Here is a 26,423-nt window from a genome sequence, read left to right on the forward strand (position 1 = left end):
ATATCAGCGACAATAAGTTTTTTGAAGATACTCCACAAGGAGCCTGACGCCAACGCCTGTAGCTCCCTTGGGATTATATGGGCGCCCCTTCTCCTCCCAGGCAGTGCCAGCTATATCAATATGAGCCCATTTTGTCTTGCCCACGTGGCGCTGAAGGAACCATGCGGCGGAGATTGTGCCTGCATGGGATCCGCCGGAATTCTTCATATCTGCAATATCGCTCTTCAGCAGTTCGCCATACTCATCCCAAAGGGGAAGCTCCCAAAGCCTTTCACCGGTGGATTCACCGGCAGACATTAGTGTGCGGATAAGCGCAGAATCGTTCCCCATCACCCCGGAAGCGATGGTGCCGAGCGCCACAAGACAAGCACCTGTGAGCGTGGCCAGGTCAACCAGCGCGGCTGGACGATAGCGCTGGGCATAGTGGAGGGAGTCAGCCAGGATCATTCTCCCTTCGGCGTCAGTATTTACGATTTCAACGGTCTTCCCCGACATGGTACGAACCACATCCCCCGGCTTGTAGGCCCCCCCTCCCGGCATATTCTCGACCACAGGAATGAGGCCGACAATGTTGAGCGGCAACCGGAGGCCGGCGGCGGCGGCCATGGCACCCATAACAGCAGCGGCTCCCGCCATATCGTCCTTCATCCTCTCCATTCCCTCACGGGGTTTCAGCGATATCCCCCCAGAGTCGAAAGTCACCCCCTTGCCGACAAGGACCACCGGCCTTTTTTTCGGCACATCCGTCATATATTCGAGGATAATGAAACGGGGTGAATTGTGAGACCCCTTGGCTACAGAAAGTATTCCCTCCATGGAGAGGCTTTCCATTTCTTCACGCTCAAGCACGCGGCAAGTTATGCCGCAACGTCCCGCCATATCGATGGCTCGATTTGCGAGATACGCCGGAGTTGCCACGTTGCCCGGCTGGGAAACCAGGTCCCTGGCGAAATGAACTGCATTGCAGACTGTCATGCAATCACTCACCGCTTTTTCCATCACCCCCCGTTCGGATTCATCCCGCGCCAGCATAACCATTTCTTCAAGAAGTGGTTCATTCATATTTTGGGTTTTGTAGACATCAAATCGGTAGTTCCCCAGAAGATAACCCTCAAGGGAAGCATCAATTGCCCTGGGGAGGGAAGAAGCCGGCCGGTGCAAAAGAGACGCAAAACGCGGCACTCGGGATGAGCACACCGCCTTGGCGGCAGAGCCCGCAGCCTGCCGCACTTTTTCAAGATTCAACTCGTTCCGCTTGCCCAATCCCACCAGAAGAAGGCGCTCTGCCGCCAGGCGGCCATAAGTGTGGATGAGCATTGTACTATTGAGCTTCCCCGTGAATTCACCACTTTCGAAAAGCGACGCCAGTATGCCCTCGAGCTTTACGTTCATGGCCGCCACAAGTGCATCGTCAGCAAATTTTCCTTCGCAACATCCGAGCACAAGAAGCGGAGATGCGAAGGACACGGGATCATGGGCAACAGCGGTGACGTTCATTGTAACTCCTCCTTGGGCAGAGCAAGGGTAACCGGGCTAATCGCCCCAACAAAGCTGCTGAGTGTGAGTTTATTCTACCTTAAGAGCAAGAAAGTGCTTGCTCTCGCCTCTGCGCAAGAGGAAACGGACGGTCTCTCCCTTCTTGTATATGCTGGCAGCCTTCTGGTACTCCGCAACAGAGGCCACAGCCTTTCCTCCCACCTCAAGAATGATATCGCCGGGCTGAAATCCGCCGAACTCGGCGCTGCTTCCCCGCTTGACGCCGGTGACGACCACGCCTTGGCTTTCCGTCAGCCCCATACTCGATGCAAGCTCCTTCGTCAGTTCGCGAACCATGAGACCAAAGGCATCGTCGACAGGCTGCTGGTTGTTCTCGTCTCCACCGTCAGCAAGCCTGCCGACAGAAACCGTGAATTCCCTGATCTGTCCATTCCTGAGAGCCTTCAGGGCAACCGTCGTCCCGACAGGTGTTGCGGCAACCAGACGCGGCAATTCATTCATTTCCGATATTTTCTGCCCGCCAAACTCAAGAATTATGTCGCCGCTCTTGAGCCCCGCCCTGGCTGCCGGTCCGTCTTTGACCACATCAGAGATAAGAGCTCCCTTTCCCCCTTCGAGACCGAACGATTTGGCCAGTTCCGCTGACATGGGCTGCATCGTGACACCGAGCCAGCCGCGAGTCACTTTCCCCTTCTCCTCGAGTTGGGGAAGAACTTCTTTGGCCATGTTGACGGGTATGGCAAAACCGATCCCCTGCCCGCCGGCCACAATGGCGGTGTTAATGCCGATGACCTTACCTTCGGCATTAAAAAGGGGGCCGCCGGAGTTGCCGGGGTTAATGGAGGCATCGGTCTGGATGAAATCATCATAGGGACCGCTGCCGATTACGCGCCCCTTTGCACTGACGATCCCCGCCGTGACGGTTTGCGCAAGTCCGAAGGGGTTGCCGATGGCCATAACCCACTCTCCAACCTTTATGTCGGAACTGTCGCCAAGTTCTGCCACGGGAAACTCCGCTTTATCATCAATCTTGATAAGAGCAAGGTCCAGTTTTTCGTCGGCACCTTTTAGTTCGGCAGTAAATTCGCGGCCATCGGAGAGCCGAACTTTTATCTCATCTGCCCCGGAAATGACGTGATTGTTGGTAATAATAAACCCCTTGCTGCTTATGATGAAACCTGAACCAAGGCTCCGCTCGCGTTGGGGCCGACGGGGTGCTTCCTCAAAGAAACGCTCGAAAAAATCCTGAAACGGATCGAGAGACGGGGACGGCTGCCGATGCAGGCGGCGCTGAAGTGCAGTATTGTTTTTTGTGGTACTGATGTTGACAACGGTCGGCTTGAGCTTCTCGGCAAGCGTCACAAAATCCGGAGAGGGAAGCGTTGCAACGGACTCTCCGGCCAGAAGGGCCACCAGGGTGGCGGCTAATGCAATTCCCCGTAAAAACCGCAGTGAAACCAGCTTCATAGGCACCTCCAAGTTTAAAATAAGCCCCATAACTGTAATAATGGGTCGGCTGTTTGTCAACCTGGGCATACCAAGCACTACTCCCACGCGTTCCTGTTTTCTCTTGCCAGTGCAAAGCATCTTGATTAGTATGAAAACTCACTTCAGGCAACGCTAAGTAGGCATCATGAAAAAACTTTATACTATTTCCATCATCCTACTCATCTTGAACTGCCTGGCCGCAGCACGGATTGGCGCTGCCCTGTTGAGCTACCGCCTGTCCCACTCCGTACCTAAAACTGCCGCCACGCCCCCATCCGCAACCAGGATTGCCACCGACGAAGGGCTGATGGTCTTTGCGCCCATTGTCGAAAAAGGGCTTTTCGGGCGGGCCACCCAAGGGGCACTGACCCCCCTTGCCGCCGCAGCGCCAACCGCCTCAGGCGCCGCCCCTGAATCCACCCCGGCTGATCTTCTTCTCGTCGGCACGGCCCGCGGCTCATTCAGGGAAACCTTTGCCCTTATCCGCAGCACCACGCCACCAGAGGAAAGAGTTTTCAGGCTTGGCGACCAGGTCTTCAACCGGGGGACCCTCGTAAGCGTCCAGAAGGAAAGTGTCGAAATTCTCTCCGGAGGAAAGCGGATCAAATTGCTGACACCACTGGCAACGCCGGCCGAGCCGCCGCCGGGGCCCCAGCAGGCAGCAACCCCAGACGGAGCAACTCAGACCGCGCCGGGGAGCTTTATCATTGACCAGCGGCTTTTGAACTCGGCCCTTGACAATATCAGCCAGGTAATGACCGACGCTCGTCTGCTGCCAAGCGTAAAGGACGGAAAAGTCGAAGGTTTCCGGGTATCAGAGGTGAAACCGTCGGGAATCTTTGCCATGATCGGCATTAAAAATGGCGACGTACTTCATAAAATCAACGATCTTCCCGTAGACTCGCCGGAACGGGCAATCCAATCCCTTGCATCCCTCAAGGGGCAGAACCGGATAAAACTCGACCTGGTACGGGACGGACAGCCGTCAACCTTCAGCTACGACATCCGCTAACTGACGATCACGGGTTCGCGCCGAAGCCGCAGCCCGCTCAATCCGGAGGCATTCGTGTTCAGAAGCATCTCTGCAAGGCTCGCATCGGCGGCACTTTTCATCTCTCTTCTCACCCCCCTGCCCGCCCTCGCAAAAGGAGTGGTCCTCAACTTCAGTGATGTGGATATCGCCACAATGGTCAAGTTCATCAGCGACCTGACCGGCAAAAACTTCGTCCTGGACGAACGGGTAAAGGGAAAAATTTCCGTCTACTCTCCCTCCAAGCTTTCCACGGATGAAGCATTCAGCGTTTTCACATCGGTTCTGGAAGTTAAGGGGTTCACCATCGTGCCGGCGGGCAAGGTCTACAAAATCGTCCCGACCGCCCAGGCGAAGCAGTCGGGAATGAAGCTCCTGACAGCAGCGGACCGGATACCGGTGAGCGATGCCTATGTGGCGAGAATCATCCCCCTGGAGCGGATTGCAGCCCAGGAAGCCGTTACTTTTCTCCAGCCAATCGTCTCCAAGGATGGCTATATTGCGGCCCTCGGCTCCAACAACATGCTCATGGTGGTGGATTCCGCCCTCAATATCCAAAAGCTGACCGGCATGCTCGCCCAGGCCGACTCCGCCCAGAAACGCTCGGAAGCGGAAACCATCTTCCTTAAGAACGCCACGGCCGAAAGCGTAGCCTCGGTAATCCGCGAATGGCTCGGCGGCAGAGGATCCCGCTCCGCCGTCCCAGGCCAGGCAGGGCAGCAACAGGGGGCATCCACGGCCGGCGTGCTGGTCATTCCCGACAGCAGGCTCAACGCCATTGTCATCTCCGGAAACAAACGGGACACGGATGAAATCAAAAAACTGGTCGCCCTGATGGATGTGGTCCCCCCCACGTCAAGCAGCAAGATCAATGTATATTACCTGGAGAATGCCGATGCCACCGAGGTGGGGAAAGTCCTGGACGGCATCATCAAGGGGGTGCCTGCCACCACCCAGCCGACGGCCGCGGGAGCAGCGGCGGCAATCCCGTCCCAGTCCCCCTTCGAGGGGAGCAAGATATCCGTCACCCCCGACAAAGCCACGAACTCACTGGTGATCATGGCTTCTCCGGCCGATTACCAGAACCTTCTCCAGGTTATCCAGAAACTCGACAAACGGCGCCGTCAGGTTTTCGTGCAGGCGGTCATTGCCGAGGTCTCCCTGGATAAGGCAAAGGAATTGGGGCTCTCGTTGGCCGTAAGCGGCGGCGGGGTATCCGGCAACACCGCCGCGGCCGGGGTGTTCGACCCCTTTAACTTCGTGGGCGGAAGCGACCCTCAGCAGAGCCTCATTTTCGAAGTGCTGCAGGGGCTGGCCCAGTCGCCGGGGGCAAACCTCCAGCTTGGGGGCGCGCTCAAGGCCCTGATTTCCAATGGCGCTGTGAACGTCCTCTCCACCCCCAACATCATGACCTCCGACAACAAGGAGGCCGAGATCTTCGTGGGCGAAAACGTTCCGTTCCTCACGTCAACCAACCTGACATCCACTGGCCTCTCCCAGCAGTCCATCGAGCGGAAGGATACCGGTATCACGCTGCGGATAACCCCCCAGATCAGCGAGGGGGAATTCGTAAAACTCGACATATACCAGGAAATATCAGCCGTTAAGGACAGCATCGGACAGGCGCAGGACCTGATTACCACCAAGCGCTCAGCAAAGACCGCAGTGGTCGTAAAAGACAAGGAAACAGTGGTTATCGGCGGCTTAATCCAGGACCGCGACACCGAAACAGTCAACAAGATTCCGCTCCTCGGCGACATTCCCCTGCTGGGTTGGCTGTTTAAAACGAAGTCGACCCGCCGGGAAAAAACCAACCTAATGATAGTTCTCACCCCGCGAATTATCCGGGGTGCCGATGAAATGGCCGAGATATCCAACATGCAGAGGGGAAAGTTTGATGAAGCCATCAAGCTGCAAACCCCCTTCAACCTCGAACGGGAAGAGTTGAAAACACAACCATGACCGACACCAGCAACGCGGAACAGATTGCCGGCAAACTCGGCATCCCCTTCATAACAGAGGTGGAAGAAGGAGCGGCGGACGTCGCCCTTTTGTCCCGTCTCCCCCTTGCCTTTGCCCGGGGACACCTCGTTCTCCCCCTGCGGGAGAGGGACGGCAAGCTCCTGGTGGTGGCCGGCAATCCGGCTGACCTCGCGGCCATCGATGAAGTGCGCGGCGTCTACGGCCTGCCGCTGGAAATGGTGGCAGCGCCGGAGAAAGCCGTTCTCGAGGCGGTGAACCGCCTCTACGGCCGGCTCGGAAGCACGGCCCAGGAAGTGGTGGAAGAACTGGTGGGTGAAGACCTCTCCGTCATCGCCACCGAGCTCTCGGAGCCCAAGGATCTCCTGGACCTGACCGACGAGGCCCCGGTCATCCGGCTCCTCAACTCCATCCTCTCCGAAGCGGTAAAGGAGCGGGCCAGCGACATCCACATCGAGCCCTACGAACGGGAACTGGAGGTGCGGTTCCGGATCGACGGCATCCTCTACCGGAAGCTGGCTCCCCCCAAGGTGGTGCAGGAGGCCCTGGTTTCCCGCGTGAAGATCATGGCCGGCCTCAACATCGCCGAGAAACGCCTCCCCCAGGATGGCCGCATACGGGTCATCGTGGCGGGACGCGACGTGGATATCCGGGTATCCATCATTCCGACCTTTTTCGGCGAGCGGACCGTGCTCCGGCTTCTGGACAAGCAAAAAGGCATCATCTCCCTGTCCGCCATCGGCATGAGTGACAACGGCGTTGCCGCCATGGAGCGCCTCCTTGAGCGCACCAGCGGCATCATACTCGTAACCGGCCCCACCGGCAGCGGCAAGTCCACTACCCTCTACGCTGCCCTCAACCGGCTCAATTCCCCCGAGAAAAACATCATCACCATCGAGGACCCCATCGAGTACCAGATAAAGGGAATCGGCCAGATCCAGGTAAACTCCAAGATCGATCTCACCTTCGCCCAGGGGCTCCGCGCAATCCTGCGGCAGGACCCGGACATCGTCATGGTGGGAGAAATCCGTGACGCCGAGACGGCGGAAATCGCCATGCAGGCTTCCCTCACCGGCCACCTGGTCCTCTCCACCCTGCACACCAACGATTCGGCCACCGCCATTGCGCGCCTTGTGGACATGGGAATCGAGCCGTTCATGGTGGCATCATCCCTGTCGGCGGTGCTGGCCCAGCGCCTCGTGCGGCGCATCTGCCCCCACTGCCGGGAGCCCTACACCCCCGAGCGTGAGTACGCCGGCATCACTCTCCCCTCCACCCTCTACCGGGGGAGAGGATGCGAGAAATGCTACGGCCTCGGCACCTGGGGCCGGGTCGGAATCTACGAGCTTCTTCCCGTAGATGGCGAAATCTGCTCCATGATAATCCGGCGCGAGCCGGCCGGCACCATCAAGGAATACGCAATTTCCCGTGGAATGCGGACTTTGCGGGAAGACGGCCTTGCCAAGGCGGCAGCCGGGATCACCACCATCGAAGAGGTCCTGCGGGTGACCCAGGAGGAGTATGCAGACCTTCCGGTATAGCGCCTACACTGCCGGAGGCCGTGAGACCACGGGCTTCCTGGAGGCGGAAAGCATTAAGGAAGCCCGCCAGCGCCTCAAGCGGGACGGCCTCTTCCCTCGGGAACTGGCGCCGGCAGACGAAGGGGGGAAGTCTGGCAAGAGACGTCTCTTCGCCCGGCGTACCGGCCTCGCCGAACTGGCCCTCATGACGCGTCGACTGGCGACCCTTGCTGGTTCCCAGGTGCCGATCTTCGAGGCGGTTACCACGCTTGGAGACCAGGAGGAACCCGGTGAGCTGAAAACGGCCCTTGGCCGTATCCGCGAACGGCTGGCCGAAGGAGCAAGCCTTGCCCGGGCACTTTCCCTGGAACCGAAGATTTTCAGCGAAAGCTACGTGGCCATGGTGGCGGCCGGCGAGGCAAGCGGATCCCTGGAAACGGTGCTGGAAAAGCTGGCTCTTTTTCTGGAGGAGCAACGGGCCATCAAGAGCAAGGTGACATCCTCCCTGGCCTATCCGCTCCTGATGGTCGTCGTGGGTGGCGGGGTCATGCTCTTCCTTCTGACCTTTGTCATACCCAAGATTGTAACCATCTTCGAGGACAACAAGGCAGCCCTCCCCCTCATCACCATCGCCCTCATCAAGACGAGCAACCTCCTGCGCCAGTTCTGGTGGCTGCTCCTGGGGCTCGCCGCCGGCGCGGTCTTTCTCTATCGCCGCCTCATGACCCAGGAGTCCTACCGGCTGCGGCGCGACCGGCTGCTCCTGCGGATTCCCGTTGTGGGAGGGCTCCAACGCCATCTGATTCTCTCCCGTTTCGCCAAGGTGCTGGGGCTCCTTCTGGCAAGCGGCGTCCCGGTCATAAAGTCCCTGGAGATAACCGCCGAGGTCCTGGTGAACAGGGTATACCGGGGAGCACTCTATGCAATCACGGCTGAACTGGCCGAAGGGGGGAACCTCTCGGGGGCTCTCCGCAAAAGCGTGCTCTTCCCTCCCCTCCTGGTACACCTGGTGGCGGTGGGGGAAAAGGGGGGAGAGCTTGAGGAGATGCTGGAAAAGGCGGGAACCGCCTTCGAGCGGGAGTTCGACACCTCAGTCTCGGGGCTGATGGCTCTCCTGGAACCGCTCCTTGTCCTTGCCATGGGGCTTGCCGTTGGGCTTGTGGTGCTGGCGGTGCTCCTCCCCATTTTCGAACTGAACCAGCTTGTACGCTGACACCCTTCCGGAGGTAACGTGACATGATCAACAGACTTCGCGGCAATCGCGGCTTCACTCTCATCGAAATCATGGTAGTCATCGCCATCCTGGCGCTTCTGGCTGCCCTTGTGGCTCCGAAGCTTATCGGCCGTTCCGACGACGCCAAGGTCGCCGACGCAAAAATTCAGATCAAGAATCTGGAGACGGCCCTCAAGCTCTACAAGCTTGACAATGGAATATATCCCTCCACCGAGCAGGGACTGGCAGCACTTATTGAAAAGCCCACGGTTGGGCAGATCCCCAACAAATACAAGGCGGAAGGTTACCTGGAAAGCAAGCAGGTCCCCAAGGACCCCTGGGGGAACGATTTCGCCTACCTCTCTCCGGGCGAACACGGCGACTATGACCTGTACTCCCTCGGCGCCGACGGTGTGAAGGGGGGCGAAGAGAAGAATGCCGACATCGAGAGCTGGAACATCCAGTAACAGACTGAATTCACCGGCCGGTTTCACCCTCATGGAACTGCTGGTGGTAATCGCTCTCCTTGCGGTGGCGGCAGGCATCGTTCTTCCAAGGCTCACCGTCAGCAGCTCCATGGAGCTGAACCGTTCAGCCCGGCAGTTGGCGGCCGCGATCCGCTATGTGCAGGACCGGGCCATCACCGGCAAGACGCCCCACCGGATGCGGATGGAACCGGGCACCGGCATCATCCGGATAACCCGGCTCCAGGATGACGGCTCTGAAGGGGAACCGGGGGAAAGCTTCCTTGAACGGCCGCTCCTGGCCGAAGGGGTCACCGTGACCGACGTGATTACCCCGGGCCGAGGCAAGACAGAGACCGGCGAAGCGGTGCTCCGGTTCGACATGGCCGGTCTCGGAGATTTCACCGTGATCCACCTGAAAGGGGAAGACGAAGACGATGCCATGACCATCATGGCATACCCCTCCGGCAAGGTTACGGTTTCCGAAGGCTACCAGGAGGAACCCCTGTGAGGCAGAGTCCCGCATCGCCATGCCTCAACGACCGCGGGTTCACGCTTCTCGAGGTTATGATAGCACTCGCCATTATGGCCGGAGTCGTTTTCACCGTCATCGGCTCGGTGAACTACCACCTCTCCATAGTGGACCGGAACCGGAAGGAATCAGTGGCCATTCTCCTTGCACGGCAAAAACTGGCGGAACTTGAAGATGAAACGGACCTCCCGGAAAAGGAGAAGGGTACCTTTGCCCCGGCCCAGCCGGAATACGCATGGGAAATGACGTCCTCGAAAACTGAACTGGCACAACTGAAAAGGATAACGCTCGCCGTAACCTGGGACGACAACAAGCGAAGCGTTGCCCTTGTCAGGTATCTGGCGCCGTAACATGCCTGCCACCATGCGCAATAACCACGGCTTCACCCTGATCGAAGTCCTGGTGGCAATACTGCTGCTCGTAATCGTAGCCGGTGCGCTCTACGCCAGCTACTTCACCGTCCTGCGCGCCCGGGACCGGGTGGATGAAGGGGGTGAACAGCGGCGGGAGTTGCGGGTAACGCTGGACCTGATCCGGCGTGAACTCGACGGGGCCTTCTACCGCACCGACGACAAGCGAACGCGGTTTGTGGCAGAAGACCGGGACCTCTTCGGCAAGCCCGCCTCCACGTTGGAAATGGTAACGGTGTCACCGCCATCCACGGATGACCGTCCCGCATCGGACCTGCTCCTGGTGAAATACGGCGTTAAGGAAGAGGAGCGACGGCTTTCACTGACCCGTGAGGCAGCAGACCTTTTCGGGAGCGTGAAGCCGACCCCCTACCCCCAGATGGAAGAAATCGAGGGGTTCCTCGTGGAGTGCTACGATAGCGGCAAATGGGTGCGGAGCTGGAACTCGGAACTTTCACCAAAGCTGCCCGAGCGCGTAAGGATCACCGTAACCCTCAAGGACGGGGAGAAAACCACCGATATCTCCGTTATTGCCCGGCCGAGGATGCGATGAGGAAACTCAAGGGAGAGCGGGGATTTGCCCTCGTCCTGACGCTGGTTGTTACCGCCCTGATGGTGGCGGTGGCGACCGAGCTTATCCACGGAGTTTACGTGGAGACATCCCTGGAGCGCAATTTCGTAAACCTCCAGCAGGCAAGCCTGCTGGCCGAAAGCGGCATAAAGGGAGGGGTCTCCCTGCTGGGAAGCCTGCGGCAGAGCGGAAATGAGTCGAACCTGGTCCAGATGATGGAAGTCCCCCTGGAGATGGCGGATGACGCAGGGGAAATTTCCGTCTCCATAGAAGAAGAGAACGGCAAGCTCAACATGAACGCCGTCTCTGAATTCCATGACCAGATGCGGCGGCGGCTGCTGCGAATCCATGGGCTTCCAGAAGGGATAAGCGACGCCATTGCCGACTGGGTTGACGAAGACCGGGACCCGCGTCCCGACGGTGCCGAAGCACCATACTACCAGGCGCTCTCCGCCCCCTACCTTCCCCGAGACGGCCGCTTCGCAACCCTCGGGGAGCTGGGTCTCGTGCGGGGGCTCTCACCGGCCCTCGTCCATGAGTTGAGCCCCTATGCCACCGTCTACGGAGTCGATTGGGGCATCGACATAAACGCAGCCCCCATGGAAGTGCTGATGGCGCTCCACGACGACATGACCGCGGAACTGGCCCGGTCAATCATCGAGCGGCGCCGCAAAAAACCGTTCGCCAGCGTCGGGGAGCTCACCGAAATTCCGGGGATGGACCGGATAGCCAACTCGCCCGGCATGCAGCTGGCGGTTAAGGGCTCCACCTACCGCATCATCTCCCGCGCCACGGCCGGCGATGCGGTGCGCATAATCGAAGCAGTGGTGAGCCTCGAAGGAATGAAGCCGAAGTACCTGTACTGGAGAGAGTACTGATGACTTACCTGATTCTTGAATGGACCGGCACAGAGCTTATTGCCGGCCGTTTCCTGCAAAGCCGCGGCGAACTCCTGTTCCAGGGGTCCGCAAGCCGTCCCGCCTCCGGCGTGGAGGAATTGGCCGAAGCCCTGAAGGCACTTGCGCCGGCCGACGGGACCGGCTGCAGAATCGCCCTGTCCCTCCCCCTTAGCCACTTCTTTATGCGGGACATGGAGCTCCCAATCCGTGACCGGCGAAAACTGCGCGAAGTGCTCCCCCTTGAACTGAAAGGGGAGACGGCCCTTGAAACCGACGAACTGGCTTTTTCCGGGCTCCCCCTGGCCGATGGGAAAGTGCTTGCCCTCTGGGGCAGGGAACGGGAACTGGCGGCGCATATCTCAGCCGCAGTCGCGGCGGGGGTGGAACCGGAGGTCCTAACGGCGGCCCCCCTCCACTGGAACGGACTCCTGCCGGAGAATATGCAGGGAATCGTTGCCCTTACCGACGGCTTGTCCCTGGCACTCTTCCGGGATGGCGAGCCCCTCTTCTTCCGGGCATTAACTACGGATGAAGATTGCAGCAGAACCCTGGCACTGCTTGAAATAAGCAAGGGGATTACCGTGGAGCGGCTTTACCGCCTCGACGCATCAGGGGATGGCAACGGCACCCCCCTGCCGGTCGATGGCGAGCTCGCCGCGGCTTTTGCCGGCGATGGGGCAACGGCCCGCCTCCACGGGTCGGCCTGGGGATTGGCTCGATCCATGGCCCGTGGCGAGGCGGTGGACTTCCGTTCAGGCTCCCTGGCCTGGACAAAGGGAAAGGAAATGGCACGGCGGCAACTGCGCCTCCCCATCATCCTTGCGGGACTCCTCCTCGTGCTCCTTTCCGCCGATGCCGGAATTCGCTACGCCCTCGTGAAGCGCGACCTGACCTCCCTCGATGCCTCCATCGGCACCATCTATCGCGAGGTTTTCCCTGGACGGAAGAAAGGTGTGGACGAAGCCGCCGAACTGCGGGCCGAAATCCGCAAGCTCGGCGCGGGAGGCGAAAAGAGTCAGGTGATGGCGACCCTGAACAGGCTTGCCGATGCCAAGGGGGACGAAATCCAGGGGCTCTATGAAGTTGAAATCGACCGTGCCCAGGTAAGGCTCAAGGGTGACGCCCGCTCGGCCCAGGCCGTGAACGGCTTCAAAAACCGCCTGGCCCCCATGCTCGCCCCCATCGAACTGGGACAGATTACCTCCAAGCCTGACGGCACCGTGACGTTCGTCCTCCGGGGGACCATGAAAGAGGGTGCCCAATGACCGCATTCGACCGTATCCGCGACGCCTACAATGCCATGGACGGCCAGACCCGGCTCCGCTGGGGATACGTCATCATCGCCCTACTAGCGTTTGCCGTGGCGCTCTCAGCAGTTCACGACCGGATCGCGCTCCTGGAGAAAAAGCGCATGCAGCGCGAGACCGATCTGGTGGACATGATGGGGCTGAAACAGCGCATCAAGGAAGCCCGGTCCCTATCACAACGGCTCACGAACCGTCTGTCGGCCACGCGTCCCGACGATACCCCGGCGAAAATCGTGGAAGAGACCGGCATCAAAGGTAAATCGACCCGCATCACCCCCTTGAAGGGCGAGGAGCGTGGCGGTTTCATGGAGGACGCCGCAGAGGTGAAAATCGAGGGGCTTACGGCCAATGAAGCGGTAAACCTTCTCCATCGTCTCGAAAAGGGGACCCGGCCGGTTGTCATTAAAAAGGCAATCCTACGGACCCGCTTCGACGATCCTGCCCGCCTCGACCTGACCCTCACCGTTGCCCTTCTGCGCCAGGCGCCGGTGGCCCCATGACCCGCAGCAGCATCCTCCACTGGGGTGCGGCCACCTTGGCGGGCATCTTCTTGACCCTTGCTTTTACTGTTCTTCTGGTTCCGTCCCGGGAAGTCGAAGGAGTCGTGGAACGGCTTCTGGCACGGGAAGGGTACACCTTCCACGCTGAAAAATTCGGGAAAGCATTCCCCCTGGGGATTTCGGCCCGCGGGGTCACCATCGGCACCAGCCGGGGAGCGGTGCTGCGGCTGGACCGTATCACGGCACGACCAGCCCTGCTCCCACTGCTGGCGGGTAAGATGGTTGTGAACGGCAATGCGGCCATCGGCGCCGGGCGCATCAGCTTCGCCTACCCGCTCCGCAACGGCGCTAAGGGGAGCATCGAGGCACGGGAAGTGCGCCTGGAGGATATTCCTTTTTTCAGAACCGCAACGGGCGCTGACGTCAAGGGACTGCTCACCATTGACGCCTCCGTTGCGGGGGCCGGGCGGCGGACCTCCGGGGAACTCCGCCTGGAAGTCAAAGACGCCGACGTGCGCAGCGTGAAAATCGGCGGCATCCCCCTGCCCGACGCCGCCTACGACACCATTCGCGGCATGGTCCGCATGGCCTCGGGCCGGGCGGCCCTCGACAGCTTCACTCTTCAGGGCAAGGAGATTTACATCCGCCTCAAGGGAAACATCCCCCTCGCCACCCCTACCGGCGCATCACCCCTCAACCTTACTTTGGAGCTGATGCCCCAGCCAGCGTTCATGGACCGCCAGAAGCTTGTCTTCGCCCTTCTCGCCAAATACATGGTCACGCCGGGGCACTACCAGCTGCCGATACGGGGCACCCTCGCTAAACCACTTCTTCAGTAGTAATTACCGTTGGTTAGACATTTGAGTGTTTGAAACCTGAGTTTTGCTCCCTCAGCCACCCCACCCGTTCCACCACGGGAGGATGGGAATAGTAGAAGGCCGCGTAGAGGGGGTGGGGATGGAGGTTTGAGAGGTTCTCCGAGGAGAGCTTGACCAGGGCGGAGGCCAAGGCCTCGGCGTCGCCGGTGATGTCGGTGGCGAAGCGGTCGGCCTCCCGCTCGTGGCGGCGGGAAAGCCAGCTGGAGAGGGGGGTGAACGGGAAGGAGACTATTGAAGCGAGGAAGCCGAGGATGACGAGGCGGCCCGCGAAAGATGCCCCCTCCAGGCCAAGCAGCCCGGGGAGCCCGTCCCAGCCCGTGAGCTTCCAGGCGAGCCACGAGGCGGCCAGGGCGCCTGCTTCCGTCCAGATCAGGCGCCGGCGGATATGCCCCTTCTTCCAGTGTCCGATCTCGTGGGCAAGAACCGCCAGGATTTCCTGATGGCTCATCTGGCGGATGAGGGTGTCGTAGAGGACAATCCGCTTCACCCGGCCGATACCGGTGAAGTAGGCGTTGGAGTGGCGGCTGCGCCGGGAGGCGTCCACCTGCATGACCCGGCTGACCCTGAGACCGGCCCGCTCTGCCAGGGCTCGTATCTCTTCATCGAGCCCCTCCTCGGTGACCGGCTCGAACCGGTTGAAGAAGGGCTCGATGACATAGGGGGAGAGGTACATGAGGAAGATGGAGACCAGGGCGAAGAATCCCCAGACCCAAAGCCACCAGAACCCGGGACTCCATTGCACGATGGCAAAAGCGCCGGCCACCAGAAGCCCCGTCAGGACCACCGAGATGAGGGCCGACTTTGCCAGGTCCGAGAACCAGAGGCCCGGGGTTGTGGTGTTGAAGCCGTAACGGACTTCGAGGCGGAAGGTCTCATAGAGGCCGAAGGGGATGCCGAGAAACGTCTGGATCAGGGTCAGGCCGAGGAAGAAGAGAATCCCGGACAGGATAAAGGAATCGCCCGTAGCCGTGATCCACCGGTCGTAAGCCGGCAGGAGCCCGCCGAAGAGAAACAGGAGTAGCAGCGCCGCGTCGAAAACGGATTCCGCCAGCCCCAGGCGGCTCTGGTCAAAGATATAGGCAACGGATTTGCGAAGGACTTCAGGCTCCACAGCCCCCTCGAAACCGAGGGGAACGGTGGAGCCGTACTTCTTCAGATGACGTAGATTCAGCGCCCGGAGGAAAAAGCCGGCGCCGAGAGTCAGCAGATAGGCAAGAACTATGACAGCAGTCATTGGCTGAAAGTTATCGTCAGTGTTTTACTGCCCCTTCATCGATTATGACCTGGTACCGATAGCCGCCGCCGAAGTCCTTGTCCTTCTGGAGGGTGCCGGTGGCGGTGACCACATCCCCCACGGCCGGCAGGTCTTGGGAGGTGACCGTCAGATCATGGGTCCCCTTCTTGGCATCACCGCTGCCATCCTGTAGATGGATCCAGTTTTTCCCCATGATTCCGGCCGCGACCTTGGTGACCTTGCCCCGTACGGAAACCGGCTTTCCGTTGAGTTTTACCTTTTGCCCGTAGACTTCGGCAATGGTGTAGGCATTGGCGCCGGCAGCCTTGTCCACTTTCACATCTTCGGACTTCGTAACAACACTGCCTGTGCTTCCCGGCGAACTTTTCCCCTTGGTGCTTTCCACCGCCACGGCCGGCCCCTCGGAGAAGTAAATACTTTCAAAGGTGCGCTTCAGCGCCTTGCTGGTGAAATTTTTCATCTCCATTCCCGGCTTGAGCGACATCTCCCGCCCCACCTCAACAGGGGTTTCCGGAATGGCCGCCCAAATCTTCTTGCCATCCTGCTCCAGCAGGAGGTAAGTGTAGCCCCCGCTTGCAAAGGTTTCCGCCACTTTCCCGGCCAGTGGCACGGCAGAAGGGGCGGACATGCTGCTCCCCATGGGTGCTCCGTGACTGAATGCATGGGCTCCGATGGGGATTGAGAGGACAAGCGCGAGGGCTGAGAGGCTGAGTGCTTTGTTCATCAAATAAACTCCTTCCATGATGTTTCGTCGATTCCATCCCTTGGAGGAAAGGATGCCATGGGTTCCAGACTACCTGCTTCGGGGAAAAGAGACAACCCCCTTCTTCATTAGTTGCGCATTCCCGTTAAGTCATCAATATCTTGTTCTTGAGAATCAGAACCTCGAAGGCAAGGACCGCCTTGCGGGCAACGGTCTGAAGCCCCTCACGCAAAGCACCGAGGAGTTCCAGCCCCCCCAGGGTGCAGAGCATGGCCACTACCCGATTGTTCATGACCAGGGGAACCAGGAGCACCCCTTCGGGCTCTCCACCACCGAGAGCCGCCAGCAGCCTGAGATTTGCCGGGGTGCCGGCGATGGGCCCCCAGTATGGAACCTTGGCATTCACCACAGACAGCAGCACTGACGGCTCATCAAGGCCGATCTTCAACTCATCGAACCCGGAAACCGGATTGCCGCCATCCATGGCCATCCATCCCGCAACGGCATCGCGGGTGACAAGAAGCAGTGCCGCCCGATCGAACTCCTGCCCCATATAACTCACCAGAGCCGCCGCAACCGCATCCCTGTCAGGGGCATCGGCCAGCGCGCGGGACATGGTGTCGATGGTGTAGCGCTGGGCGGCCTCAATCCGGGGATTATCATACCCCCCGTCCACCCAGGGAAAGTAGTCCTCTTCCTCCTGGGGGAGCGTAGAAAAATCAACCACTTCCCGCGGCGCCGCGAAAGCGGCATCGGCGGGTCGCGCTTGGTAATTGCAGACTTTTCTTCCCCCCATCCCTTTTGACACCGGCAAGGACCTGATCTCTCTTTTGATGCCGTAATATTTTTCAAGGGCCTTCAAGAGCCAGATTTCCGGGGAGACCATCGGCACTATGACATGGCCGGTGCTGAAGGCAATCTGATCGATTGCCTGGAGATCGGACGGATCGGCCATGACTACGAACAGCCGCCGGTTCTCCCGCCTGAGCGGGACCGCCTGGTACTGCCTCGCCAACTCCAGCGGCATTACTTCCACGATGGAGGGGGGGATGTTCATGAGTTCGTCCGGGGATACGCGCGGAACCCGCAACTTTTCGCTGAGGACTTTCGCAAGCTCTTCCTCCTCAATGCATCCCATTTCAATAAGGTTGGTCCCGAGCCGTCCACCAAAGATGACCTGGCTCTTGAGGGCCTCATCCAGTTGTTCCGGCGTGATATGGCCAGCCCTCACCAGCATTTCTCCAAGCCTGAGCGCCATAAATTAAGTTTGCCTCCTGATGAGTATGCGTCCTGGGACGTTTCTTGGTAAAAAGCTTCGGATCAACGAGCCAGCGGCACCACTGGGGCTGCAGGAGCCCGGGGAACCGCCGGGGCGACAGGCGCCAGGGGGAGCGCTGGCGCCCTCACAGCATGGGGCTCATGGGCTACCGGCGGCAATCCGCCAGCAGGGGCCCAATCGTTCTCCAGCGAAAGGGGCCGGCCACCCACGACGGTTCCACCATCATATCCGTCCAGGAATGCATTCTCCAGTTCCGCGGTGGGCACGTACCGCTCCGATCCGATCATAAATCCGGCAGCCACAACGAAAGCCAGGGCACAGAGAGAACAGGCGACATAAAGGTTCCTCACCGCCGTACTGTTGCGGGCCGTCAGATTGTGGCCCATGGAGAAAAGGGCAGGAATAAGTGTTATCTCCAGGCCGAAGGCAAGAGCATGAATCGTCATCCCGTGCCGGATCAACGCCAGCAGGGCCGTGCCGAGCACCACAGAGCTGAAGACCAGATTCGGGCCGGAACGGAAGAATGTGTCCGCTGGCACTGGCGGACCAGGGCGCTCGTCCCCTGCCACGAAGTAGCTGGCCGAATCGCCTTCCAATGCTTGAGATGCCCGGTGCGCCACAATCGACCGATGGGCCTCGATGACAAGGCGCAACCGCTGCTCAGCCCGCCGCTGCATGGCGGGGTCGGCGGCAAAGCGGTCGGGATGCCAGGTGAAAACCTGGTCGCGGAACGCCCGTTTTACCTCTGCTGTGGTCGCGTCAGGCTTAAGCCGCAACAAGTCAAAGGCACGTTGCAGATCGTTCATGTATATTGAACGTCCCCCTGGGTATGAACGAAAAAAAACGGAAAAACATAAACATATTGACTATGCAATTTGGACGCCAGCAAGAATCAACTTTTTGTTCCCGGCATCCTCTGACATCTCGCAAAGGTGTTATACTGATATCGTACAATATGAATGCCGCCAGCCAAGGATGGCACATTACGGAGAAGCGAAGCGGGCCATCGCTGCTCCCCGGCGGTTTGTGGCGACCTCGGCAGGCAGCGAAAGGAGAGGCGACATGACAGGACGTGAAATTGTAAAAGAGATCGGAACCAATCGGAAGAGCGACCAAACATTCATCAAGTGGTGCCGGAAGGAAAACGATTTCGCTGATTACGAACTGGTTGACAGGTTCCTGGCCAGCGCCGGCACCAGCGACGAATACGCCGGTTACGAGCTCCTGACCATGGAACAGATGTGGGAAGTACTGAAGAACATGGACCCGAAAGGGGTTTCCCGTGGAGAAAAAGAAGGGGCCGAGGTAATTTTCTGGGACCAGAAGCGGTCCGATGGCACCACAACGAGCCGGATATGCCCCTTTACACCCGACTCGCTCATCTCCATCGTTGACGTGACAACCAGGGGGAACCCGGTGGACTGAAGCGGGGGCTGCTACGGCGTAGCGGGGGGGACGTTCTGTTGTTCTTCCTCGCCTGCGTCGGTTGTCTCCACAAAACCATAAAATTCTTCGATTACCTGTTGACGGTCTGAGGCAGCTGCAGCCGTTTCGGCGCGGACCAAGGAGTCGATGTCAATCTTGCGGAAATTGAGTCCGATCCCTTCTCCAGTGGCCCTAACCACGCTTGCCTCAAGATTGAAGGAAAGCTCCGAAGACGAGCCGTGGAAAAGCATCGCCACGTCCACTTTCTCATTTAGGGGGATTTTCTGGTCAGTCCTGACAAAAAGGCCCTTCAGGCTCAGGTTCTGCACCTCCCCCCTGAAAGTCACATCCCGATGGCGGACAATGGCCTCGGTGCGCAGATCAACCCGTTCGAACTTTCTCTTTTCCACCTGAATCCTCCCCTGTTCAATCCCGCATTACATTACTATGTATCGACAGGCATTACACTTTCTTTAACTAAAAACTTGCTGTGCAGTCAGAATCCCCCCTTGTAGCGGAGATATTTGGCCACCTGGTGATATCCCTGCTCAAAGAGAAACTCCTTTTCCGTCGCGCTGAGTGAAAAAGTAAGCGGAGAAATCGAACCGCAGTGGACGGTGATGGTATCTTTCCACCTCCCCCCCTTGAGGAACTCACGGTCCATGGCGCCATAAAAGATGGACAGTAGATCGGAACCGTACCGCCGAAGGCTCAGGACCGGCGAGGAAGGGCGCGTCATGCTCCGCTTGGCGAATGTCTTGATGGTCAGGGTCCGCCCCGTATCGGATACCTGGTTCTCAATGATGCCCGCCATGAGGGCGCCGTCGATGAAGACGTGATCCCGTCCCCGATGGGAGAATTTTTTCCATGCGAAGACCAGGGGTATCCCCATGGAAAAGCGTACTGCGGCGGACACCTTCAGGTCGGGATAATTCTCGCCGCTGAGCATCTGGGCGGTGTGATTGAGGATATCGGTGGCAACTATACCGAGCGGAAAGCGGAATCCGTCGCCAAGGCACTTTCCGCCCAGCTTCTCGTCCAGCCACTGTTCCAGGGCGTCCCCCCGGCAGACCCCCATGCCAGCCATGGCGCCGCGGGCCGAGAAGTCCCGGAAGGCACCGATATCGGTTTCAAGGGAGAGACGATGAATTTCATCGGGAGAGAATCCTGCGGCATAGAGTGCGGCAACGGCGCTGCCCGAGGAGGCTCCGATCACCCTCCCCACGGGAATCCGCAACTCCTCGACCGCCTTTAGGGCCCCGATGAAGGCAGGATAACGACTACCACCACCAATGAACATGATGTTCACCGAACCGGTGTCAGGAACGGATCGTGTCGTATGATGATCGTACATGGCGCTCTCCTGTAAATCAGATTTATGGGGCGGACTTCACACAACCGGGAGATTTAGCAGATGCGGGGCAACTGCTCTCCCGCAAGCATCTCCACCGCCCGCATGCCGCCAACGGCGGTCTCCATTTGCACCCTGCCTCCCCCTTCGGTCACATGGCCAATGATGGCGGCATCCCTGCCGAGGGGATGATCCTTCATCCGGGCCAGCACCCCTTCGGCAGCCTCAGGGGCCACGACGGCCAGAAGCTTTCCCTCGTTGGCCACGTAGAGGGGATCGAGGCCGAGGATCGAGCAGACCCCCCTGACCGCCCCGTTGAGGGGAAGGGCTGCTTCATGCAGGGTTATAGTCTTATCGGACTGAAGGGCGATTTCCTTTAGGGTCGTCGCAACGCCCCCCCTGGTAGGGTCACGCAGAACGTGCACCGCCTCTCCGCCAGCGGCAATAATCCCGGCCACGAGACCGTTCAGGGGTGCACAATCACTCAAGATGTCAGCCTGGAGGTCAAGCCCCTCCCGTTTAGCCATGACCGCGATGCCGTGGTCGCCGATGGTCCCATTAATTATGACCGCATCGCCGGGTCGGGCGTTGGCGCCGGAAATGGCTAAATCATGTTCCACCGCCCCGATGCCGGAGGTGTTTATGAATATCCGGTCAGCCTTCCCCCGGGGGACCACCTTCGTGTCTCCGGTAACGATGCTGATACCCGCTGCATCAGCGGCGCTCCTCATGGAGGCGAGAATTTCCGCCAGTTCGGTCCGGCTGAACCCCTCCTCGATGATGAGCCCCGTGCTCATGAAGAGCGGGCGGGCGCCCATCATGGCAAGGTCGTTCACGGTGCCGTTCACGGCCAGGCACCCGATGTTGCCGCCGGGGAAAAAGATGGGGTCCACCACGTAGGAGTCGGTGGTGAAGGCGAGCCGCCTGCCGCCATGCTCCAACACCGCCGCATCGTTCTGTCCGGCGAGGGCGATGCCTGAAAGGGTCGGTATGATGAGGTCGTCCAAGAGCTGGTGGGAGAGTTTCCCGCCGCTGCCATGGCCCAGGAGGATGAGGTCTCTGTTCACTGAATTCTCCGATGACATTTTTTCACTGCCCGTACTTGTATGCCGCCGCGCAGGTCCCCTCGGAGGAGACCATACAGGCGCCAACCGGGGACTCAGGGGTGCAGGCGCCGGCAAAGAGGGGGCAGTCGGCCGGAGCCGCCTTCCCCTTGAGGATCTCGCCGCAAAGGCAGCCGGCGTGCTCCTTTGTCTCCTCCACCTCCACGGGGATGATCTTCCCGGCGTCGAAGGCGGCGTAGGCATCGACTATCCGCAGGCCGCTCCCCGGGATGACGCCGATGCCGCGCCAGGGGGCGTCGCAGGGGGTGAATACTTCCCGGATCACCGCCTGGGCCTTGCGGTTCCCCTCGGGGCGCACCACGCGGCTGTACTGGGTCTCCACCCGGCTCTCCCCGGCAACCACCTGGCGGGCCAGCATCTCGACCCCCTGCATGAGGTCCACGGGCTCGAAGCCGGTGATGACACAGGGAATGCGGAATTCCTCGGCAAGGAAGCGGTATGCATCCGGGCCGGTGATGGCGCTCACGTGGGCAGGGCAGATGTAGCCGTCGATCTTCAGCTCCGGGTCGGCGGAAAGGACCCGCATGGGCTGGGGCATGGTCTTATGGGCCGCCAGCACGAAGTAGTTGCCGAGGCTCTGTTTCTTAGCCGCCAAAATGCTCCCCCCGATGGCCGGCGCAGTAGTCTCGAAGCCGACCCCGAGGAAAACCACCCTCTTCCCGGGATTCGCGGCCGCCAGGGCAACGGCGTCCAGGGGCGAGTACACAATCCGGATATCAGCCCCCTTGGCGCGCTCCTCCAGGAGCGACGACGTGGAACCGGGGACCCGCACCATGTCGCCGAAGGTGGCAACGATAACTTCGGGGACCCGGCAGAGGGCTACGGCCCGGTCGAGATACTCATTGGGGGTAACGCAGACGGGGCACCCCGGACCGGAAATGAGCCGCACCTGGGGAGGCAGAAGGGTGCGAAGCCCATACTGGTAGATCGACATGGTATGGGTGCCGCAGACCTCCATGAAAGTCATGGGCTCTCTGCGGCCGGCCACCAACTCCCTGATCCGGGAGGCCAGCCCCTGCACGATGTCTCGATCGCGGAATTCGTCCTGATACTTCATTTATTCCTCCAGAAACGCAGATTTTTCGCAAGCTCAACCCTGAAATTGCGTAATAACCACGTTTCTATGCCATATCCTCGGGGCGAAACACCTCCCGCATCAACCGCAGCGTCTCCCGGGCATCCTCTTCATCGAGTTTGGAAATGGCAAACCCTGCATGAACGATTATGAAATCCCCCTCCTTCACCTCCTCGTCGAGGAGCATGAGACTCGCGTCTTTCCTTACGCCGTCGATCTCGGCAACGACTCCGTCTTCACCGACGCTAACAACCCGCATTGGTACTCCGAGGCACATGAATCTACTCTCCTTTTCGTGGTGCGTATCCGGCGACGACCGCCTGCCCTAGAGCCAGTCCCCCGTCATTGGGAGGGAGGAGGCGATGGGTATGTACGAGAAAATCCTTCTCCAGCAGTGATTGGCAAACCCCTTCGGTCAAGAGCTTGTTCTGGAAAACACCCCCGGACAGAACCACGCGGTTCAGTCCGCAACGGGAGCGGATATGGCTGCAAACATCCGCCACCGCCGCGGCAATTGTGGAATGGCAGGCACGTGCCATCTCCGCCTTCGGCCGCCCGGCGGTCACATCCTCCGCCAGCGCCCGGATCATCAACCGGAAATCGATCTCGACCGTTTCGTCCCGGCGGACAAGGATATAGGGATACACCGCAGCCGTATCGCTCTGCTCTGCCAGGGCCTCCAACTCCATGGCCGCCTGCCCCTCGTAGCTGACCTTACCCCGCACCCCCGTGAGGGCGGCCACGGCGTCGAAAAGCCGGCCGCAGCTGGAGGTGAGGGGAGAATTGATCCGCCGCTCCAACATCCGGAGATACAGCAAGCGCTCCGGCTCACCGATATCTCCGAGCCATGGGAGGGGGAGATCGAAAAGCCCGGCGCCAAAGGCATCGTAAAGGTACGACAGCGCCATGCGGAAGGGTTCCTTGACCGCCGCGTCTCCGCCTGGAAGGGGAACCTGCCGGAGATGGCCGGCACGCCGGTATCCCCCGTACCCCCCCACGAGAAACTCCCCCCCCCAGATGGTGCCGTCCGTCCCGTATCCGGTGCCGTCGAAAATGACGCCGATCACCTGGCCGTCGAGGCCGTTCTCAGCCATGCAGGAGGCCACATGGGCATGGTGGTGCTGCACCGGCACCCGGCGAAGCCCCCCTCCGAGCCCCTCGGCAAAGGAGGTGGAGAGATAGTCGGGGTGGAGATCGTGGGCAACGATGGCCGGGGTTATCTCCAGGAGCCCCTGAAGGTGTGCCGTGGTCTCCGCCAGGGAAGCCAGGGTAGCGGCATTTTTAAGGTCGCCGATGTGCTGGCTCATGACAGCCCGGTCGCCACGGGCGAGGCAGATGGTCCCCTTGAGTTCCGCCCCCACGGCGAGGACGGCCGGAAGCTCCACGGGAAGGCGCACCTCCCGCGGCACGTACCCCCTGGAGCGGCGCAGGAACAGGGGGTTCCCCCGGAAGACCCGGATGACCGAATCATCGGTACGGGTATGGATCTCCCGGTCGTGAACCAGAAAACAATCGGCTATTGCCGCGAGCCGCTCCCGGGCCTCCGCGTCCCGGTAGGCGATGGGCTCGTCGGAGAGATTGCCGCTCGTCATGACGAGGGCCGTGAACCTCCCCCGCAACAGCAGATGATGGAGCGGCGTATAGGGGAGCATTGTCCCGAAGTAGCCGCCGGCGGGTGCCACCAGGGGAGAAATGCCGTTGCCGGGCCGCTTGCGCAGGAGCACGATGGGGTGCTCTGGGCCTGCCAGGAGCCGCTCCTCCACGGCATCGGGGATGGCAAAGCTCCGCACCGCCTCCAGATCGGGGGCAATGACGGCAAAGGGCTTCTCGTCCCGGCATTTTCGGCGGCGCAACTCCCGTACCGCGGCATCGTTCAGGGCGTCCACCGCCAGATGGTAGCCGCCAATCCCCTTCACGGCGACAATCTTCCCCTGGGCCAGGAGGGCGGCGGCCGTTTCCACCGGATCCCCCGCCAGCTCGCGGTCGCCGGAGTCCACAAGCCGCAGCCGGGGGCCGCAGTCGGGGCATGCCACGGGCTGGGCGTGAAAGCGGCGGTCTCCGGGGTCCTCGTACTCGGCCCGGCAGGCATCGCAGAGGGGAAAGGATGCCATGGTGGTGTTGGGACGGTCATAGGGGGCGGCGGTGATGAGGGAATAGCGGGGGCCGCAGTTGGTGCAGGTGATGAAGGGGTAGCGGTAGCGGCGGTCAGCTGGGTCGAATAGCTCCCGGAGACAGTCGGGGCAAACATCGCCGTCAGGTGCTACCCGCACCGTCCCTGCGGACCCTTCGCTGCCGAGGATGGTGAATGCCGCATCCCCCGCAGGGGGGATATCCTCCGTGGCAAGAGAGGCAATGACCGCCAGGGGGGGCGCCCCCCCCTCGATGGCGGCAACAAAGGCGGCAAGAAGCGAAGCATCTCCTTCCGCCTCGGCCACCACTCCCGCCGTGGTGTTTTTTACCCATCCGGTGATGCCGTTGCGCTCCGCAAGGCGGAAGAGGAAGGGACGAAACCCGACCCCCTGGACAATACCCTCGATGGTTATTCTCATGCGCTTGGCGTCGATCATGGACAGATGGGCGGGGCTACCCCCTCACTGCGGCTATTTGCGTGGCCAGCCAGGCGTACCAGGCGTCCATCCCCTGGCCGGTGCGGCTGGAAATCTCGAAGATGGTAATGTTCGGGCTCACCCGGCGGGCCATCTCTTTGCACTTCTCCACGTCGAAGTCCACGTAGGGGATGAGATCCACCTTGTTAAGGAGCATCACGTCGGCGGCATGGAACATGTTCGGATACTTGAGGGGCTTGTCCTCCCCCTCGGTGACCGACAACACCACCACCTTGTGGTGCTCCCCCAGGTCGAAGGAGGCGGGGCAAACCAGGTTCCCCACGTTCTCCACCAGGAGAAGGTCCAGATTGTCCAGGTCAAACTCTTCGACGGCATGGGCCACCATGTGGGCATCGAGATGGCAGCCGGCGCCGGTGTTGATCTGTTTTACCGGTGCACCGGTGGCGGCAATGCGCCGGGCGTCGTTGTCGGTCTGCTGGTCCCCCTCGATGACGGCACAGCGGTACCGCCCCCCCAGGTCCTTCAGAGTCCGCTCCAGGGTGGTGGTCTTGCCGGAACCCGGAGAACTCACCAGGTTGAGCACGAAAATCCCCCTGGCGGCGAACAGCGCCCGGTTGTCCGCGGCAAAACGGTTGTTCCGGCCAAGGATATCGGTTTCCACCGCGATCCTACGCACCTCCTTCGCTTCTCCATGGTGGTGATCATGCTGATGGGTATGTTGATGACCGTGATGGTGGTGATCATGGGGTTTTGGCTCGCAGCCGCATGTGGTGCACATAGGTTTGGCAGTACCTCCTATCCGTAATGACATGGACGGAATCTGGCGAGGCAAAATATCCTTACCTCCCCACAACTTACGGACGAGCCTATAGTATTGGTTAAAAAAGGTCAAGCTTCCTCCCTCCCCCCTTCGCCGCGAACCGTCTCGCCTCCCTTCTCATTTGTTTTGCCGGCTCTTTGTGCTATGCTTGTCACTATTATTTTCGGTTATCAAATCGCTACGGAGAACGATCCCATGCGCACAGTCCCCCTTCTTCTCGTCGCCATTTCCGCCTGCATGACCACCGGTTGCACCATGCTCATGTCCTGGAAGAGCATTCCGCCGCCGGGCGGCTGCGACCAGTGCCACTCGGTCCCCATAAGCACCAACTGGCAGGTGGCCTACAAGGCGCCAATCCTCACCGACGAGCGGGAACGTCCCTACTTCCAGACCGAGGGGTATACCATGCCCCGGCCCGACAAGCCGGCATCGTCCCTCGATATCCGGAAGGTTGAAGAGCTCCCCTGTTTCGAATGCCACAAATCCCCGACGCCGGCTCACAAGGGGAGAATAGGCAAATTCCACCACTGATTGG

27 protein-coding genes are annotated in these 26,423 nt (G+C 60.2%); 14 read left to right on the forward strand and 13 right to left on the reverse strand.

Annotated elements, in window-relative coordinates:
- Positions 1-3: 3 nt before the first annotated feature.
- The gene (locus JZM60_RS04690; protein ID WP_207164359.1) at positions 4-1,497 is read right to left on the reverse strand and encodes a leucyl aminopeptidase; all 1,494 of its coding nucleotides are present in this window, start codon (positions 1,495-1,497) and stop codon (positions 4-6) included.
- A gap of 69 nt (positions 1,498-1,566) precedes the next feature.
- On the reverse strand, positions 1,567-2,964 hold the full coding sequence (locus JZM60_RS04695) for a DegQ family serine endoprotease (protein ID WP_207164360.1): 1,398 nt from the start codon (positions 2,962-2,964) through the stop codon (positions 1,567-1,569).
- A 166-nt stretch (positions 2,965-3,130) separates the two neighbouring features.
- On the opposite strand from JZM60_RS04695, the gene gspC reads away from it, so the two are divergent.
- The 12 genes from gspC to gspN are packed head-to-tail and all read left to right on the forward strand — an operon-like array spanning position 3,131 to position 14,250.
- Positions 3,131-3,997, forward strand: coding sequence for a type II secretion system protein GspC (gspC, locus tag JZM60_RS04700; RefSeq protein WP_207164361.1), 867 nt, complete (start codon positions 3,131-3,133; stop codon positions 3,995-3,997).
- A 54-nt stretch (positions 3,998-4,051) separates the two neighbouring features.
- The gene (gene gspD / locus JZM60_RS04705; RefSeq protein WP_207164362.1) at positions 4,052-5,977 is read left to right on the forward strand and encodes a type II secretion system secretin GspD; all 1,926 of its coding nucleotides are present in this window, start codon (positions 4,052-4,054) and stop codon (positions 5,975-5,977) included.
- Positions 5,974-7,536, forward strand: coding sequence for a type II secretion system ATPase GspE (gspE, locus tag JZM60_RS04710; protein WP_207164363.1), 1,563 nt, complete (start codon positions 5,974-5,976; stop codon positions 7,534-7,536). Before gspD ends, gspE begins: the two co-directional genes overlap by 4 nt.
- Positions 7,517-8,728 (forward strand): type II secretion system inner membrane protein GspF, encoded by a 1,212-nt coding sequence (gspF, locus tag JZM60_RS04715; protein WP_207164364.1) that lies wholly within the window; start codon positions 7,517-7,519, stop codon positions 8,726-8,728. The genes gspE and gspF overlap by 20 nt, the downstream gene beginning before the upstream one ends.
- A 23-nt stretch (positions 8,729-8,751) precedes the next feature.
- Positions 8,752-9,195, forward strand: a complete 444-nt coding sequence (gene gspG, locus JZM60_RS04720) for a type II secretion system major pseudopilin GspG (RefSeq protein WP_207164365.1) — start codon at positions 8,752-8,754, stop codon at positions 9,193-9,195.
- Entirely contained in the window at positions 9,164-9,703 is a 540-nt protein-coding gene (locus tag JZM60_RS04725) for a pilus assembly FimT family protein (RefSeq protein ID WP_207164366.1), read from the forward strand. Before gspG ends, JZM60_RS04725 begins: the two co-directional genes overlap by 32 nt.
- A complete protein-coding gene (gene gspI / locus JZM60_RS04730) occupies positions 9,700-10,074 on the forward strand; it encodes a type II secretion system minor pseudopilin GspI (RefSeq protein ID WP_241426370.1) in 375 nt (124 codons plus the stop codon). The genes JZM60_RS04725 and gspI overlap by 4 nt, the downstream gene beginning before the upstream one ends.
- Before the next feature lies 1 nt (position 10,075).
- A complete protein-coding gene (locus tag JZM60_RS04735) occupies positions 10,076-10,687 on the forward strand; it encodes a type II secretion system protein GspJ (protein WP_207164367.1) in 612 nt (203 codons plus the stop codon).
- Complete coding sequence (gspK, locus tag JZM60_RS04740) at positions 10,684-11,583, forward strand: type II secretion system minor pseudopilin GspK (RefSeq protein WP_207164368.1); 900 nt, start codon at positions 10,684-10,686, stop codon at positions 11,581-11,583. The genes JZM60_RS04735 and gspK overlap by 4 nt, the downstream gene beginning before the upstream one ends.
- The gene (gene gspL, locus JZM60_RS04745) at positions 11,583-12,869 is read left to right on the forward strand and encodes a type II secretion system protein GspL (protein ID WP_207164369.1); all 1,287 of its coding nucleotides are present in this window, start codon (positions 11,583-11,585) and stop codon (positions 12,867-12,869) included. Before gspK ends, gspL begins: the two co-directional genes overlap by 1 nt.
- Positions 12,866-13,411 carry a general secretion pathway protein GspM gene (locus JZM60_RS04750; protein WP_207164370.1) on the forward strand — a complete coding sequence of 182 codons (546 nt, stop codon included), beginning with the start codon at positions 12,866-12,868 and terminating at the stop codon, positions 13,409-13,411. The genes gspL and JZM60_RS04750 overlap by 4 nt, the downstream gene beginning before the upstream one ends.
- Positions 13,408-14,250, forward strand: coding sequence for a type II secretion system protein GspN (gspN, locus tag JZM60_RS04755; protein WP_207164371.1), 843 nt, complete (start codon positions 13,408-13,410; stop codon positions 14,248-14,250). The genes JZM60_RS04750 and gspN overlap by 4 nt, the downstream gene beginning before the upstream one ends.
- 13 nt (positions 14,251-14,263) lie before the next feature.
- Here gspN and JZM60_RS04760 read toward each other — a convergent pair whose 3' ends face one another.
- From JZM60_RS04760 to JZM60_RS04775, 4 genes are all read right to left on the reverse strand, one after another.
- Positions 14,264-15,523 (reverse strand): M48 family metallopeptidase, encoded by a 1,260-nt coding sequence (locus tag JZM60_RS04760; protein ID WP_207164372.1) that lies wholly within the window; start codon positions 15,521-15,523, stop codon positions 14,264-14,266.
- A gap of 16 nt (positions 15,524-15,539) precedes the next feature.
- The gene (locus JZM60_RS04765) at positions 15,540-16,268 is read right to left on the reverse strand and encodes an OB-fold nucleic acid binding domain-containing protein (RefSeq protein WP_207164373.1); all 729 of its coding nucleotides are present in this window, start codon (positions 16,266-16,268) and stop codon (positions 15,540-15,542) included.
- Between the two features lie 124 nt (positions 16,269-16,392).
- Entirely contained in the window at positions 16,393-17,505 is a 1,113-nt protein-coding gene (locus tag JZM60_RS04770; RefSeq protein ID WP_207164374.1) for a cyclic di-GMP-binding domain-containing protein, MshE-related, read from the reverse strand.
- Between the two features lie 62 nt (positions 17,506-17,567).
- On the reverse strand, positions 17,568-18,332 hold the full coding sequence (locus JZM60_RS04775) for a J domain-containing protein (RefSeq protein ID WP_207164375.1): 765 nt from the start codon (positions 18,330-18,332) through the stop codon (positions 17,568-17,570).
- A 169-nt stretch (positions 18,333-18,501) separates the two neighbouring features.
- Between JZM60_RS04775 and JZM60_RS04780 the strand changes: the two genes are divergently transcribed.
- Positions 18,502-18,951, forward strand: coding sequence for a hypothetical protein (locus JZM60_RS04780; RefSeq protein WP_241426371.1), 450 nt, complete (start codon positions 18,502-18,504; stop codon positions 18,949-18,951).
- Between the two features lie 11 nt (positions 18,952-18,962).
- Here the strand turns inward: JZM60_RS04780 and JZM60_RS04785 are convergent, their stop codons facing one another.
- From JZM60_RS04785 to hypB, 7 genes are all read right to left on the reverse strand, one after another.
- Positions 18,963-19,361 (reverse strand): PilZ domain-containing protein, encoded by a 399-nt coding sequence (locus JZM60_RS04785; RefSeq protein ID WP_207164376.1) that lies wholly within the window; start codon positions 19,359-19,361, stop codon positions 18,963-18,965.
- Positions 19,362-19,447: 86 nt separating this feature from the next.
- Positions 19,448-20,305 carry a patatin-like phospholipase family protein gene (locus tag JZM60_RS04790; protein ID WP_207164377.1) on the reverse strand — a complete coding sequence of 286 codons (858 nt, stop codon included), beginning with the start codon at positions 20,303-20,305 and terminating at the stop codon, positions 19,448-19,450.
- Positions 20,306-20,358: 53 nt separating this feature from the next.
- Positions 20,359-21,369: a hydrogenase expression/formation protein HypE gene (gene hypE, locus JZM60_RS04795; RefSeq protein ID WP_241426372.1), complete on the reverse strand. Its 1,011-nt coding sequence runs from the start codon at positions 21,367-21,369 to the stop codon at positions 20,359-20,361.
- 22 nt (positions 21,370-21,391) lie between these two features.
- Entirely contained in the window at positions 21,392-22,483 is a 1,092-nt protein-coding gene (gene hypD / locus JZM60_RS04800; RefSeq protein WP_207164379.1) for a hydrogenase formation protein HypD, read from the reverse strand.
- A gap of 64 nt (positions 22,484-22,547) precedes the next feature.
- Positions 22,548-22,778 (reverse strand): HypC/HybG/HupF family hydrogenase formation chaperone, encoded by a 231-nt coding sequence (locus JZM60_RS04805; RefSeq protein WP_207164380.1) that lies wholly within the window; start codon positions 22,776-22,778, stop codon positions 22,548-22,550.
- 4 nt (positions 22,779-22,782) lie between these two features.
- The gene (gene hypF / locus JZM60_RS04810) at positions 22,783-25,068 is read right to left on the reverse strand and encodes a carbamoyltransferase HypF (RefSeq protein ID WP_207164381.1); all 2,286 of its coding nucleotides are present in this window, start codon (positions 25,066-25,068) and stop codon (positions 22,783-22,785) included.
- 16 nt (positions 25,069-25,084) lie between these two features.
- Entirely contained in the window at positions 25,085-25,846 is a 762-nt protein-coding gene (gene hypB / locus JZM60_RS04815) for a hydrogenase nickel incorporation protein HypB (protein ID WP_207164382.1), read from the reverse strand.
- Positions 25,847-26,083: 237 nt separating this feature from the next.
- Here hypB and JZM60_RS04820 point away from each other — a divergent pair, with 237 nt between their 5' ends.
- Complete coding sequence (locus JZM60_RS04820; protein ID WP_207164383.1) at positions 26,084-26,419, forward strand: cytochrome C; 336 nt, start codon at positions 26,084-26,086, stop codon at positions 26,417-26,419.
- Positions 26,420-26,423: the final 4 nt, after the last annotated feature.

This window comes from Geobacter benzoatilyticus, assembly GCF_017338855.1.
In the GTDB taxonomy this organism is placed as follows: Bacteria; Desulfobacterota; Desulfuromonadia; order Geobacterales; family Geobacteraceae; genus Geobacter; species Geobacter benzoatilyticus.